The sequence below is a fragment of the Phycicoccus sp. genome (genome assembly GCF_035325325.1).
In the GTDB taxonomy this organism is placed as follows: Bacteria; Actinomycetota; Actinomycetes; order Actinomycetales; family Dermatophilaceae; genus Phycicoccus.
In genome coordinates, this window is the sequence record NZ_DAOLAC010000023.1 from 28,966 (window position 1) to 42,473 (window position 13,508).

The 13,508-nt window shown below is 74.9% G+C and carries 17 protein-coding genes; 14 read left to right on the top strand and 3 right to left on the bottom strand.

Annotation, left to right across the window (positions count from 1 at the left end; all coding sequences use genetic code 11):
* The 13 genes from PKA89_RS13510 to PKA89_RS13570 form a co-directional block, all read left to right on the top strand.
* Nucleotides 1-260 (top strand): hypothetical protein (locus PKA89_RS13510; protein WP_324420289.1); only part of this gene is annotated, 260 nt, incomplete at its 5' end.
* A 103-nt stretch (nucleotides 261-363) separates the two neighbouring features.
* On the top strand, nucleotides 364-3,060 hold the full coding sequence (alaS, locus tag PKA89_RS13515) for an alanine--tRNA ligase (protein ID WP_324420290.1): 2,697 nt from the start codon (nucleotides 364-366) through the stop codon (nucleotides 3,058-3,060).
* Nucleotides 3,060-3,593 (top strand): Holliday junction resolvase RuvX, encoded by a 534-nt coding sequence (ruvX, locus tag PKA89_RS13520; protein WP_324420291.1) that lies wholly within the window; start codon nucleotides 3,060-3,062, stop codon nucleotides 3,591-3,593. Before alaS ends, ruvX begins: the two co-directional genes overlap by 1 nt.
* On the top strand, nucleotides 3,590-4,759 hold the full coding sequence (gene mltG, locus PKA89_RS13525; RefSeq protein ID WP_324420292.1) for an endolytic transglycosylase MltG: 1,170 nt from the start codon (nucleotides 3,590-3,592) through the stop codon (nucleotides 4,757-4,759). Before ruvX ends, mltG begins: the two co-directional genes overlap by 4 nt.
* Complete coding sequence (locus PKA89_RS13530) at nucleotides 4,753-5,580, top strand: shikimate dehydrogenase (protein ID WP_324420294.1); 828 nt, start codon at nucleotides 4,753-4,755, stop codon at nucleotides 5,578-5,580. Before mltG ends, PKA89_RS13530 begins: the two co-directional genes overlap by 7 nt.
* Complete coding sequence (locus PKA89_RS13535; RefSeq protein ID WP_324420296.1) at nucleotides 5,577-6,260, top strand: A24 family peptidase; 684 nt, start codon at nucleotides 5,577-5,579, stop codon at nucleotides 6,258-6,260. Before PKA89_RS13530 ends, PKA89_RS13535 begins: the two co-directional genes overlap by 4 nt.
* Nucleotides 6,261-6,284: 24 nt before the next feature.
* Nucleotides 6,285-7,514: a chorismate synthase gene (gene aroC / locus PKA89_RS13540; RefSeq protein WP_324420298.1), complete on the top strand. Its 1,230-nt coding sequence runs from the start codon at nucleotides 6,285-6,287 to the stop codon at nucleotides 7,512-7,514.
* Nucleotides 7,514-8,020 carry a shikimate kinase gene (locus tag PKA89_RS13545; protein ID WP_324420348.1) on the top strand — a complete coding sequence of 169 codons (507 nt, stop codon included), beginning with the start codon at nucleotides 7,514-7,516 and terminating at the stop codon, nucleotides 8,018-8,020. Before aroC ends, PKA89_RS13545 begins: the two co-directional genes overlap by 1 nt.
* On the top strand, nucleotides 8,017-9,090 hold the full coding sequence (gene aroB / locus PKA89_RS13550; protein ID WP_324420300.1) for a 3-dehydroquinate synthase: 1,074 nt from the start codon (nucleotides 8,017-8,019) through the stop codon (nucleotides 9,088-9,090). Before PKA89_RS13545 ends, aroB begins: the two co-directional genes overlap by 4 nt.
* 239 nt (nucleotides 9,091-9,329) lie before the next feature.
* Complete coding sequence (locus tag PKA89_RS13555) at nucleotides 9,330-10,286, top strand: hypothetical protein (RefSeq protein WP_324420302.1); 957 nt, start codon at nucleotides 9,330-9,332, stop codon at nucleotides 10,284-10,286.
* A 257-nt stretch (nucleotides 10,287-10,543) separates the two neighbouring features.
* A complete protein-coding gene (efp, locus tag PKA89_RS13560; RefSeq protein WP_324420304.1) occupies nucleotides 10,544-11,104 on the top strand; it encodes an elongation factor P in 561 nt (186 codons plus the stop codon).
* Between the two features lie 3 nt (nucleotides 11,105-11,107).
* A complete protein-coding gene (gene nusB / locus PKA89_RS13565) occupies nucleotides 11,108-11,521 on the top strand; it encodes a transcription antitermination factor NusB (RefSeq protein ID WP_324420306.1) in 414 nt (137 codons plus the stop codon).
* A gap of 43 nt (nucleotides 11,522-11,564) precedes the next feature.
* Complete coding sequence (locus PKA89_RS13570) at nucleotides 11,565-11,903, top strand: hypothetical protein (protein WP_324420307.1); 339 nt, start codon at nucleotides 11,565-11,567, stop codon at nucleotides 11,901-11,903.
* A 13-nt stretch (nucleotides 11,904-11,916) separates the two neighbouring features.
* On the opposite strand, the gene PKA89_RS13575 is transcribed toward PKA89_RS13570, so the two are convergent.
* The 3 genes from PKA89_RS13575 to PKA89_RS13585 all read right to left on the bottom strand — a co-directional run bounded on the left by PKA89_RS13575 (nucleotide 11,917) and on the right by PKA89_RS13585 (nucleotide 12,969).
* Nucleotides 11,917-12,123, bottom strand: coding sequence for a dodecin (locus PKA89_RS13575; protein ID WP_324420309.1), 207 nt, complete (start codon nucleotides 12,121-12,123; stop codon nucleotides 11,917-11,919).
* A gap of 95 nt (nucleotides 12,124-12,218) precedes the next feature.
* A complete protein-coding gene (locus PKA89_RS13580) occupies nucleotides 12,219-12,713 on the bottom strand; it encodes a hypothetical protein (protein WP_324420311.1) in 495 nt (164 codons plus the stop codon).
* Nucleotides 12,714-12,783: 70 nt separating this feature from the next.
* Nucleotides 12,784-12,969 carry a hypothetical protein gene (locus PKA89_RS13585; RefSeq protein WP_324420313.1) on the bottom strand — a complete coding sequence of 62 codons (186 nt, stop codon included), beginning with the start codon at nucleotides 12,967-12,969 and terminating at the stop codon, nucleotides 12,784-12,786.
* Nucleotides 12,970-13,128: 159 nt separating this feature from the next.
* Between PKA89_RS13585 and PKA89_RS13590 the strand changes: the two genes are divergently transcribed.
* The gene (locus PKA89_RS13590) at nucleotides 13,129-13,506 is read left to right on the top strand and encodes a hypothetical protein (RefSeq protein ID WP_324420315.1); all 378 of its coding nucleotides are present in this window, start codon (nucleotides 13,129-13,131) and stop codon (nucleotides 13,504-13,506) included.
* Nucleotides 13,507-13,508: the final 2 nt, after the last annotated feature.

The window sequence follows — 13,508 nt, forward strand, 5'->3', positions numbered from 1 at the left end:
TCGTGGCGACGGTCCGCGAGGCGGCGACCGAGCGCGAGGCGCAGCTGCGCGAGGCGGTCGAGGTCGCGGTCCGCGAGGACGCCACGACCCGCGCGCCCCGGCACGCGGCGGACGCCCGCGTCCCCGACCTCGACGTCGAGGCCGGCTGGGGGTCCGCCGACCGCGCCGACGACCCGGGCCGTTCGCTGAGCCCCGACGAGGCACGCGCGCTGCTGCTCGACCCCGCGGGCCGCGCCGGCGACGGCGGGCGAGCTCGGTAGGGGCCGACCGCCCCCGCCTCCGCACGCCCACCCGTCCCCCGTGCGCCGCGGCCTACGATGGCCGTTCGCCCGCGCACGGCCCACACCCCAGGACTGACACATCATGGAAACCGCTGAGATCCGGCGCCGCTGGCTCGACTTCTTCGGCCGCAACGGCCACACCGTCGTCCCGAGCGCCTCGCTCCTGCTGGACGACCCCAACCTGCTCTTCGTCAACGCGGGCATGGTCCCGTTCAAGCCGTACTTCCTCGGCCAGGAGACGCCGCCGTGGAACCGCGCGACGAGCGTCCAGAAGGTCGTGCGCACCCAGGACATCGAGGAGGTCGGCAAGACCTCCCGGCACGGCACCTTCTTCCAGATGAACGGCAACTTCTCCTTCGGCGACTACTTCAAGGAGGGGGCCATCCGGCTCGCCTGGGAGCTGGTCACCACACCGCAGGACCGGGGTGGCCTCGGGATCGACGGCGACCGGCTCTGGGCGACCGTCCTCGACGGCGACGACGAGTCGATCGACCTGTGGCTCGAGCTGACCGACATCCCCCGCGAGCGGCTCGTCCGCCGTGGCCTCGCCGACAACTACTGGCACATGGGGGTCCCCGGCCCGGGTGGTCCGTGCTCGGAGATCTACTACGACCGGGGCCCCGAGTACGGCCCCGAGGGCGGCCCCGCCGTCGACGAGGACCGCTTCCTCGAGTTCTGGAACCTCGTCTTCATGCAGGAGGAGCTCTCGGCGGTCCGCTCGAAGGTCGACTTCGACGTCGCCGGACCGCTGCCGAAGAAGAACATCGACACCGGGATGGGCCTGGAGCGGATGGCGTCCATCCTCCAGGGCGTCGACAACATGTACGAGATCGACGAGATCTACCCGGTCCTCGACAAGGCCGCGGAGATGACCGGCAAGCGCTACGGCGAGCACTCCGGGCACTCGGCGGAGTCCAGCCACCCCGACGACGTCCGGCTGCGGGTCGTCGCCGACCACGTGCGCTCGGCGCTCATGCTCATCGGCGACGGCGTGACCCCGGGCAACGAGGGCCGCGGCTACGTCCTGCGTCGGATGCTGCGGCGTGCGGTGCGGTCCATGCGGCTGCTCGGCCACGAGGACCCGTGCCTCCCCGAGCTGCTGCCGGTCTCGCTCGAGCGGATGGAGCGCTCCTACCCCGAGCTGCGCACCGACTGGGACCGGATCAGCCAGACGGCGTACGCGGAGGAGGAGGCGTTCCGGCGCACCCTCGCCGCGGGGACGACGATCCTCGACACCGCGGTCGCGCGGACCCGGGAGTCCGGGGGCCGGGTGCTCGCGGGCGACCAGGCGTTCGCGCTGCACGACACCTACGGGTTCCCGATCGACCTGACCCTCGAGATGGCGGCCGAGCAGGGACTCGAGGTCGACCGCGAGGGGTTCACGCGGCTCATGCACGAGCAGCGGACCCGGGCCAAGGCCGACGCGCAGTCGAAGAAGACCGCGCACGGCGACACGAGCGTCTACCGCGGGATCGCCGACGGCCTCGGGGCCCCGGTCGAGTTCACCGGCTACCACGAGGTGGTCTCCGAGGGCCGCGTCGCGGGCCTGCTCGTCGACGGCGCGCCGGTCGCGTCGGTGACGGCGGGCCAGGACGTCGAGCTCGTCCTCGACCGCACGCCGTTCTACGCCGAGGGCGGTGGCCAGCTCGCCGACGGCGGGCTCGTCCGACTCGCGAGCGGCGCGCTCGTCGAGGTCCGTGACGTCCAGGCGCCGATCGGCGGCCTCGTCGTGCACCGCGCCACCGTCCTCGAGGGCGAGGTGGCGACCGGCGAGACCGCGCTGGCGCAGGTGGACATCGAGCGACGCCGCTCGATCTCGCGCGCGCACACGGCGACCCACATGGTGCACAAGGCGATCCGGGAGGCGTTGGGGGAGACCGCGACCCAGGCCGGTTCGGAGAACTCGCCCGGTCGCTTCCGGTTCGACTTCCACGCGTCGTCGGCGCTGCCGCACTCGGTGCTGCGCGACGTCGAGTCGAGGGTCAACGCGCTCCTCCTCGACGACCTCGCGGTCCGGGCCGACGTGATGACCCAGCAGCAGGCGCGCGACGCCGGCGCGATGGCGCTCTTCGGCGAGAAGTACGGCGACGCCGTGCGCGTCATCTCGGTCGGCGACTGGGCCCGGGAGCTGTGCGGCGGCACCCACGCCGAGCGCACGACGCAGCTCGGGCTCGTCACGCTGCTCGGTGAGGCGTCGATCGGCTCGGGCGTGCGCCGCGTCGAGGCGCTCGTCGGCGCCGACGCGTTCTCCTTCCTCGCCCGCGAGCGCGCCATCGTCGGCCAGCTGACCGAGCTCCTCAAGGGCCGGCCCGAGGAGCTGCCCGAGCGGGTCGGCGGACTCGTCACCCGGCTCAAGGACGCCGAGCGCGACCTCGAGCGGCTGCGCCGGGAGCAGCTGCAGGCGCAGGCCGGCTCGCTCACCGACTCCGCGCGCGACGTCGGCGGCGTCACCTTCCTCGGTCACGACGCCGGCGAGGCCGACGCGAACGACGTCCGCACGATGGTCCTCGACCTGCGCGGCCGGCTCGGCGAGGACCGCCCGTCGGTCGTCGCCGTCACCGGGGTGGCCAAGGGTCGCCCGGTCGTCGTCGTCGCCACCAACGCCCGCTCGCGCGAGCTCGGCGTCAGGGCCGGTGAGCTCGTCCGCGCGGCGGCGCAGGCGCTCGGCGGCGGCGGTGGCGGCAAGGACGACATCGCCCAGGGCGGCGGCCAGGACCCGGGCAAGGTCGGCGAGGCCCTCGCGGCCGTCGAGTGGCGGCTCGGGGAGCTCGCGGGCTGATGCCCGAGCCCCGGGAGGGTCCCGGACGCGGCGCCCGGCTGGGCGTCGACGTCGGGTCGGTACGGGTCGGGGTCGCCGTGAGCGACCCCGACGGCCTCCTCGCCACCCCTCTCGAGACCGTGCCGCGCACGGCCGAGGGGCCCCCGGTGACCAGCGACGACGACGTCGAACGGATCGCAGACCTGGTCGCCGAGCACGGGGTGGTGCGGGTCGTCGTCGGCCTGCCGAAGTCACTCTCCGGGGACGAGGGGCCCGCTGCGCAGCGTGCACGCACGTATGCTTCCGTGCTGGCGGTGCGCGTCGCCCCCGTCCCGGTGCGGCTCCTCGACGAGCGGCTGACGACGGTCGACGCACACCGCGTGCTCCGGCAGAGCGGTGTGGCCGGGAGGCGCCAGCGCGCCGTGGTCGACCAGGCCGCAGCGGTGCTCATCCTCCAGGCGGCCCTCGACGCGGAGCGCACGACCGGCCTCCCGGCAGGGGAGCAGGTCGGTGGACGCCGGCGCAAGCCACGGACGAAGGGCACGAGGACGTGAGCCAGGACTTCACCGAGACCATCTTCGGTGACGACACCCACCACCGACGCCCCCGCACCCGGCGCGAGATGCACTCCCGCCGACGGAAGCCGCGCAAGGGCCGCCGGTTCCTCGCGGTGCTCCTCGCGGTCGCCCTCGTCGGCGGCGCCGGCTACGGCGCCTGGAAGGTCCTCGGACCGACGGTCAGCGGCCTGTTCGGTGGCCAGTCGGCCACCGACGTCGACTTCGCCGGGCCCGGCTCGGGCGAGGTCGACATCGTCGTCAAGCAGGGCGACACCGGCGAGGCCATCGCCACGACCCTGCGCGACGCCGGCGTCACGAAGACCCGCACCGCCTACCTCGACGCCGCCAAGGCCGACCCCACTTCCGCCGCGAAGATCCAGCCGGGCACGTACGTCATGCTCAAGGGGATGACCGGCGCGGACGCGTTCGCCATCCTCGTCGACCCGAACAACCGGGTCGCGCAGCGGGTGACCCTGCGCGAGGGGCTGTGGAAGAACGAGGTCTTCGCCCAGCTGTCGAAGGCGACCGGCGTCAAGGTCGCCGACTACACGGCGGCCGCGAAGGACGCGAAGGCCATCGGGCTGCCGGCGGCCGCCAAGGGCAACGTCGAGGGCTGGCTGTTCCCCGCGAGCTACGAGTTCGACGACAAGACGAGCGCGACCGACCAGCTGAAGCAGATGGTCGCGCTCACCGTCAAGACCCTCCAGGACGCGGGCGTCGACGAGAAGGACTGGGAGAGGACCCTGACCATCGCCTCGATCGTCGAGGGCGAGGTCAGCGGGGACGCCGACCGCGGCAAGGTGGCTCGCGTCGTGCTCAACCGGCTCGAGGGCGGGCCGCCCAGCTACGGCCTGCTCCAGATGGACTCCACCGTCCACTACGCGGCCCAGCAGCGCGGCAAGGCGGGTACGACCGACGCCCAGCGCAATTCGGACAGCCCGTACAACACCTACAAGGTGCAGGGCCTGCCGCCCGGTCCCATCGGCAACCCCGGCAAGGCCTCGATCGTCGCGGCCGCCAAGCCGACGCCGGGGAACTGGGTCTTCTTCGTCACCGTCGACCCGAGCACGGGCGAGACGAAGTTCGCCTCGACCCTCGCCGAGCACGACCGGTACGTCCAGGAGTTCCAGCAGTGGTGCTCCGACAACCCGGGCAAGTGCTGAGGGCGGCGGTCCTCGGGTCGCCGGTCGCCCACTCGCTCAGCCCCGCGCTGCACCGCGCCGGCTACGCGGCGGCCGGGCTCAGGGGGTGGGAGTACACCCGCCACGAGGTCGACGCCGCGGGGCTGGCCGGTTTCGTCACTGCGCTCGACGAGTCGTGGCGGGGACTGTCGCTGACGATGCCGCTCAAGGAGGCGGCCCTGGCGCTGGCCGCCGACGTCTCGCCGGTCGCCCGGCGGGCCGGGGCCGCGAACACGCTCGCCCGCCGCGCCGACCGGGGCTGGGACGCGACGAACACCGACGTCGAGGGCGCGGTCGCCGCCCTGCGCCCGCACCTGCCCGGCCGTCCGGAGCGCGCCCTCGTCCTCGGCGCCGGCGCGACCGCCCGCTCCTGCGTCCTCGCCCTCGCCGAGCTCGGGGTGACGACACTGACCGTCCGGGCCCGCGACACCGCGAAGGCCGCCGACCTGCTCGCCTGGGCGCTCGACGCCGGGGTGGGCATCCGCAGTGGCTCGGTCGCCGCCATCGACCCGTGGGTGACCACCCGGGACGACGTCGTGGTCTCCACCGTCCCGCCCGGTGGTTCGTCGGCCGTCGCCGCCACCGTGCCCGGCACGCACGCCGGGGTCCTGCTCGACGTCGTGTACGCCGACTGGCCCACCCCGGTGGCGCGGGCCGCCGCGGCCGCCGGGATGACCGTCGTCCCCGGCCTCGACCTGCTCGTCCACCAGGCCGCCGCCCAGTTCACGCTCTTCACCGGTGAGCCGGCGCCGGTCGAGGCGATGCTCGCGGCCGGCCGGGCTGCGCTCGGGGTGGCCGGGTGACCCCCTGGTGGCCGGCCGTCGGCGCGGCGCTCGTGCTCGGCGTCCTCGGTCACCTCACCGGCCGCGAGCTGGTCACCGGCGGCTACCGCATCGACGAGGAGGTCGCGCTCCCGGCGCCCGGGAGCGCCTGGTGGACGGGGCCCTCGACCGGCCTCCTCGCCGCCGTCGCGGTCCTCTCGGTCCGCGACCTCGGGGGATGGGCGGCGCTACCGCCGTTCCTCCTCTTCGCCTGGCTCACCGTCGCCCTCGTCTGGGTCGACCTCGACGTGCACCGGCTCCCGGTCGGGCTCGTCGTCCCGGCCGGCGCGGCGCTCGCGGTGCTGCTCGTGCTCGCGGTCCTGGCCACCGGGGGCCCGCGCTGGCGCGGCACGCTCATCGGCGTCGTCGCGACGGGACTGGTCTACCTCGTGCTCTACCTGCTGCCCGGCGGCGGGGTGGGCTTCGGCGACGTCCGGCTCGCCCCGGTCATCGGCGGCCTGCTCGGCTTCCTCAGCACCTCGCACGTCGTCGTCGGCATCGGGGCCGGGTTCCTCGTCGGCGGGGTGGCGGCGGCCGCCATGCTCGTCCTGCGGCGGGTCGGGCTGAAGTCGGCGATCGCGTACGGGCCGGCGATGTGCCTCGGCGCCTGGGTCGCCATCGTCCTGACGCCTCGCATCGTGACCGGCCTCGCGGGCGGCTGAGCCGCGCGTGACAGGATTGGCGGCATGCTGCGCTGGCTGACCGCGGGGGAGTCGCACGGACCCGCCCTCCTCGCGACGATCGAGGGCCTGCCCGCCGGGGTCGAGGTGACGACCGCGGACATCGGGGCCGCGCTCGCCCGCCGCCGCCTCGGGTACGGCCGCGGGGCGCGCCAGAAGTTCGAGCAGGACGAGGTCGAGGTGCTCGGCGGGGTGCGGCTGGGGGTCACCCTCGGCTCGCCGGTGGCCATCCGGATCGGCAACACCGAGTGGCCGAAGTGGCGCACGGTGATGAGCCCCGACCCGGTCCCCGCGGCGGAGTACGCCGCCGCCGACGACGTCAACGCCGAGAGGGAGGTCGCCCGCAACCGGCCGCTCACCCGGCCGCGGCCCGGGCACGCCGACCTCGTCGGGATGCAGAAGTACGGCTTCGAGGACGCCCGCCCGGTGCTCGAGCGCGCCTCGGCCCGCGAGACCGCCGCCCGGGTGGCGCTCGGCGCCGTCGCCTCGGCTTTCCTCGAGCAGGCCTACGGCATCCGCCTCGTCTCGCACACCGTGGCCATCGGTGGTGCCGGCGTGGCCGACGACGCCCCGCTCCCGGGCCCGGACGACGTCGAGGCCCTCGACGCCGACCCGGTGCGCGCCTTCGACCCCGCCGGGTCCGCCGCGATGGTCGCCGAGGTCGACGCCGCCCGGCGCGACGGCGACACCCTCGGCGGGGTCGTCGAGGTCGTGGCCGTCGGCGTGCCGCCGGGGCTCGGCTCGCACGTGCACTGGGACCGGCGGCTCGACTCCCGGCTCGCCGCCGCCCTCATGGGCATCCAGGCGATCAAGGGCGTCGAGGTCGGCGACGGCTTCCGCACCGCCGCCCGTCGCGGGTCGCAGGCCCACGACGAGATGGAGCGCGGGCCGGACGGCGTCATCCGCCGGCGCACCGGCCGGGCCGGGGGCACCGAGGGCGGGATGTCGGTCGGCGGCGTGCTCCGTGTCCGCGCGGCGATGAAGCCGATCTCGACCGTGCCGCGGGCGCTCGACACCGTCGACGTCGCCTCGGACGAGCCGGCGACGGCCATCCACCAGCGGTCCGACGTGTGCGCGGTGCCGGCCGCCGGGGTCGTCGCGGAGGCGATGGTCGCGCTCGTCCTCGCCGAGGCGTGCCTCGAGAAGTTCGGCGGTGACTCGGTCGCCGAGACGGCGCGCAACCACCGGGCCTACCTCGCGGCGGTCCCCGCGACGATGCGCACGTGGGAGGCCTGATGCCGCGCGTCGTGCTCGTCGGCCCCCCCGGGTCCGGCAAGACCGCCACCGGGTCGGCGGTGGCCGCACTGCTCGGGGTGGCGTTCCACGACACCGACGCCGCCATCGAGGCCGCCGAGGGGCGCTCGATCGGCGACATCTTCGTGCTCGACGGCGAGCCGGCCTTCCGGGCCCTCGAACGGGCGGAGGTGGCGCGGGCGCTCGCCGACGAGGCCGGGGTCGTCGCGCTCGGCGGCGGTGCACCGGTCGACCCCGCGACCGAGCCGCTGCTCGCCGGGCTCACCGTCGTCTTCCTCGACGTGGGCATCGCCGACGCCGCCAGGCGGATCGGCCTCGACCGCTCGCGCCCGCTGCTCGCCGTCAACCCCCGCGCGTCGTGGGTGCGGCTCATGGGGGAGCGCCGGCCGGTGTACGAACGGGTCGCGACCCACGTCGTCGACACCGCCGGGCGGACGGTCGAGGACGTCGCCGCCGAGGTCGTCACGCTGCTCGGGACGCCGGCGTGAGCGAGCCGGTCACCCTCCCGGTCGGCGACCTGCACGACGTCGTCGTCGGCCGCGGGGTGCTCGACCGGGTCGCCGGGATGGTCCCCGGCGGCACCCGCCAGCTGCTCGTCGTCGGCCCGGAGGGGCTCGACCGGTACTCGCGGCCGGTCGCGGCGGCCCTGCGCGACGCGGGGTACCTCGTCCACGAGACGGCCGTGCCGGACGCCGAGCGGGCCAAGACCGCCGAGGTCGCCGCGCGGCTCTGGTCGCTCCTCGGCGAGCACGCCTTCACGCGCACAGACGCCGTCGTCGCGGTCGGCGGCGGGACGGTCACCGACCTCGCCGGGTTCGTCGCCGCGACCTGGCTGCGGGGCGTGCCGGTGCTCCACGTCCCGACGACGCTGCTCGCGATGGTCGACGCCGCCGTGGGCGGCAAGACCGGCATCAACACCCCGGAGGGCAAGAACCTCGTCGGGGCCTTCCACCCGCCGGCCGGGGTCGTGTGCGACCTCGACGTCCTCGCCACGCTGCCGCGGGCCGACCTGGTCGCCGGCCTCGCCGAGGTCGTCAAGGGCGGCTTCATCGCCGACCCCCGCATCCTCGAGCTCGTCGAGGCCGACCCGGTGGCGGCGACGTCGTGGGACTCCCCGGTGCTCGACGAGCTGGTCCGGCGCAAGGTCGCGGTCAAGGCCGAGGTCGTCGCCGCCGACCTGCGCGAGGCCTTCCGCCGCGAGGTGCTCAACTACGGGCACACGCTCGGGCACGCGGTCGAGCAGGTCTCGGGCTACCGGCGGCGGCACGGCGAGGCGGTGGCCGTCGGGATGGTCTTCGCCGCCGAGCTGGGGCACCGCACCGGCACGGTCTCCGACGAGCTGCTCGCCCGGCACCGGTCGGTGCTGGCCTCGGTCGGGCTGCCGACCACCTACGACGACGCGCCGTTCGAGGACCTGCTCACCGTGATGGCGCGCGACAAGAAGTCGCGGGGGACGCTGCTGCGGTTCGTCGTCCTCGACGGCCTGGCCCACCCGGTCCGGCTCGAGGGCCCGGACGAGTCCCTGCTGCGCGACGCCTTCGCCGCCCTCGCCCCCTGACTCCGGCTCCGGTCCGTTTCGCCCGCTCTGGTCCGGACCGCCCGGCTCTGGTTCAGTGCGCCGCCTCTGGTTCGATCCCTCGGATGGCGGTGACTTCTCGCCGCCACCCGGCAATCCGGACCAGAGCCGGAGGCGGAGGACGGGCCGGCGGCCGGGTCCGGAGGTCTCTCTGACGGGGTTCGCCACCTGACCTGTGGATGACGGGAGCGGGCCGGTGTCCGGCGTGCGAGGGTCGGCGGATGCTCGGTCACCCGGCCCCGGAGCCCTTCGAACCGGCCCTGCTGCGCTCGACGCGCTCGCTGCGGTCGCTGGGGATCGACCCGCGCCGCGGCGGGTGGCACCACGTCCGGTACAACGCCTGGGTCGAGGAGGGGCTGTGGTCCGGCCTGACGCCGGAGCAACGGCACGCCGCCCTCGTCCACGCCGCCGACTTCGGAACCCGCGAGCCGGGCACCCACGTCTACGCGCTCGCGTCGGCGGCCGCGCTCTGGGGGCTGCCGAGGGTCGGTCGCTGGCCCGATCACGTCACGGTGCTCGCGACCGGTCCCCGTACCCGGGGGTCGCGGGGCATCCACGTGCACTTCGGGGCACCGACGGAGGACGTGGTGGTCAACGGCGTGCGAGCCACCGCGCCGGCCCGCACCGTCATCGACCTTGCCCGGACCGAGCCGTTCGAGACAGCCCTGTGTGCCGCCGACCACGCGCTCCGTCATGGCCTCTGCTCGAGCCATGACCTCGCCCGGGCCGCTGCGGCGGTCGCTCCACGGGTTCGGGGTCGCCCCGCCGCGCAGGTGGTCGCCGCCCTGGCGGACGCTCGCGCGATGTCCGCCGGCGAGAGCTTCTCGAGGGCCAGGATGTTCCAGCTCGATCTGCCTCGCCCGGACCTCCAAGTCCCCCTCGAGGACGAGGACGGGCCGTTCGGGCAGGGCGACTTCGGGTGGCCCGGGGTCGTGGGGGAGTTCGACGGGCGCCGCAAGTACGCGGTGCCCGACGGCACCGACGTCGAGACCGCCGAGCGGGTGCTGTGGGCGGAGAAGCGTCGTGAGGACCGGATCCGTCGGTGCTCCCGGTTGGCCAGGTGGGTGTGGCGTGACGTCGTCGAGGTGACCCCGATGGCCCGCGTCCTCGCCGAGCAGGGCATCCGACCGGTGCCGCGGCCGGTCTGGGTCGACCTCGCTCGTCGTCCCGCCGCCTGACCTCGGCCGGCTCTGGTCGGGATCCCCGGGTGGCGGCGAGAAGTCACCGCCACCCGGCGGACCGGACCAGAGCCGGCGGACCGGACCAGAGCCGGCGGATCGGGCCAGAGCCAGGACCAGCGTGCCGGCGCGTGACCCCGGCGGCGTCCGGAGGAGGGCGCCCGGGACGGTACGATGGCCGCTGATCCCCGGCCCTCACGGGGCTGACGCGCGCCCTGGGGGCGCCTCCTACCGAGACACGAGAGAGACATCGACCCGTGGCATCGACCAACGACCTGAAGAACGGCCTCGTCCTCAACCTCGAGGGCCAGCTGTGGTCCGTCGTGGAGTTCCAGCACGTCAAGCCCGGCAAGGGCCCGGCCTTCGTGCGCACGAAGCTGAAGAACGTGCTGTCCGGCAAGGTCGTCGACAAGACCTTCAACGCCGGCGTCAAGGTCGAGACGGCGAACGTCGACAAGCGGACCATGCAGTACCTCTACAACGACGGCACCGACTTCATCTTCATGGACCCCGACACCTACGACCAGCTCCCGGTGAGCCCGGAGGTCGTCGGCGACGCCGCGAAGTACATGATGGAGAACCAGGACGCCGTCGTCGCCCGCCACGACGGCGCCGTCCTCTACATCGAGCTCCCGGCCTCGGTCGTCCTCGAGATCACCTACACCGAGCCGGGCCTGCAGGGCGACCGCTCGACGGGCGGCACCAAGCCCGCGACCCTCGAGACCGGCGCCGAGATCGCCGTGCCGCTCTTCCTCGAGCAGGGCACCAAGATCAAGGTCGACACCCGCGACGGCTCCTACCTCGGCCGGGTCAACTGACCCGTGGCCGCCCGCACCAAGGCCCGCAAGCGCGCCCTCGACCTGCTGTTCGAGGCCGAGCAGCGGGGCGTCGACGCCGCGGACCTGCTCCGTGACCGGCTCGCGAAGCCGGTCACCGAGCACCCGCTGGCCGAGCTGACCGCCGACCTCGTCACCGGGGTCTCCGAGCGTCGTGACCAGCTCGACGAGCTGATCACGACGTACTCGCAGGGCTGGTCGCTGCCGCGGATGCCCGCCGTCGATCGCAGCATCCTGCGGCTCGGCGCGTGGGAGGTCCTCTACTCCCCGGACGTCCCCGAGAACGTCGCGATCAGCGAGTGGGTCGCTCTGGCCACCGAGCTCTCCACCGACGACAGCCCGCGCTTCGTCAACGGCCTGCTCGCCCGGATCGCCGAGGTCAAGCCGACCCTCGCCTGAAACCCGGTTGCCCCGGGGCCCCGGCAGGCGCCACCGTCGGCGGATGACCGTCCGCCCCGCCACCGACGCCGACCTCCCGCTCCTCGGCCCCCTCGAGGACACCGGCGACCGGCAGTTCGCCGACCTCTTCGGCGAGCTCGACTGGCCGCCGGCGGCGACCGGCGCCGAGCGGGCCGCCGAGGCCGAGGTCCTCGCCCGCGGCGGCCGCGAGCTGACCCTCATGACCTACGCGGACGTGCCGTGGAACGGGCCGTTCTACGCCGCGCGCGGCTGGGTCGAGGTGGCGCCGCCGGACCGGCTCGCCCCGATGCTCGCGGCCGAGGCCCGGATGGGGCTCGCGCGGCACGGCCGCCGCATCGCCGTGCGCCGCGACCTCGGGTGAACGGCCGACCGGGTCACTCCTCGAGCCGGAAGCCGATCTTCAGCCCGACCTGGTAGTGCGCCACCGCGCCGTCCTCGAGGTGGCCGCGGACCTCGGTGACCTCGAACCAGTCGAGGCCGCGCACCGTCGTGCTCGCCCGGGCGACGGCCGTCGCGATCGCGTCGTCGATCGAGGTGGTCGAGGTCCCGACGACCTCGGTGATGCCGTACGTGTGCGCCATGACCGAACCCTCTCGCCGAGGGGTGCCACCGCGGGTGGTGGGACCCCGGTGCCCCGATCCTCCTCGTCGGCGGGCACCGGCGGAAGGGGCCGGCCTCAGACGCAGACCCAGCAGTAGACGCCCGCCCCGCAGCGCCGTGCCTCGCGGGCCAGCTCCGCGAGCTGGTCGAGGACGGCACCGAGGTGGCCGGGGTCGGCCGCGCCCCAGAACTCCTCGGTGCGCGACCACGGCCCGGCGACCGCGGTGAGGGCGTCGGCGCCGGCGTCCGCGAGGGCCACGACGAGGCCGTCGGTGACCGTGAGGACGAGCCGCTGGTCGGCGCCGCGGCTCGCGAGGACCCGTCCCCAGCGGGGGTCGGCGTCGAGCGCGTCGTACGGCCGGCCGGTCAGCAGCTCCTCGAGGGTGCCGCCCTGGACGACCGGGTCGATCCGGGTCCGGACCGTCGGGTAGCCCACGGACCCGGTCGGCCGCCGCCACGGCCGGCGCGGCCCCCCGACCGGCGAGGGCTCCGAGGGGCCGCCCGCCCGGTCGATGACGGCCGCCGCCGCCTCGTCCCCCGGGGCCGCGAACCAGTCGTAGAGGATCCCCACAGCCCGGCAACCTACGGTGCCGCGGCGGCCGGCGTCCGGGGAACGGGCCAACCCACCCCCGCCGCACGGCTCAGCGGGCGCCGGCGCTCGCGAAGACGACCTCGGGCCACGGGGACGCGACGAGCCACGCCCGGTAGGTCTCGCGGTCGGCGTCCCGCGGCGGGAACAGCCTCGCGGCCCGCTCGGTGTCGGGCTCGGGCCCGGCCTCCGGGCACGGGGCGGCACCGGCGTGGGGGAGCGGCGTCAGGGGGGTCACGGTGCCTCCGTCGGCAGGGCGGTGGCGGACGGACGTCCGCGCGACACATCACAGCATGTTACCCAAACCATTGCGATGCATTATGTGTCTCACGACCCGGATGCCTGTACCGACGGCCCGGCCTGGCGCGTCGTGCCCTGCGGTGCTGCACTGGACCGCGTGAGCACCCTCGGGGCGCGGCTGGCCCGCGCGATCGCCGCCAAGGACCGGCCCGCCGTGCGGGCCCTCGTCGCGCCGGACGTCGACTTCCGGGGTCTCACCCCCGGCCGGGCCTGGGAGGGGCACAGCGCCGACGACCTCCTCGAGGTGCTCTTCGGGTCGTGGTTCGAGGACGCCGACGAGGTGCGGGCCCTCCTCGACGTGACGACCGGCGCGCCGGTCGAGGACACCGAGCGCGTGTCCTACCGGCTGGCCCTGCGCACCCCGGACGGCGACCACACCGCCGAGCAGCAGGCGTACTACCGCACGGACGGCGAGCGCATCACGCACCTGCGGGTCCTGTGCTCCGGTTTCCGCCCGTCGACGCCGGCCGGCTGACC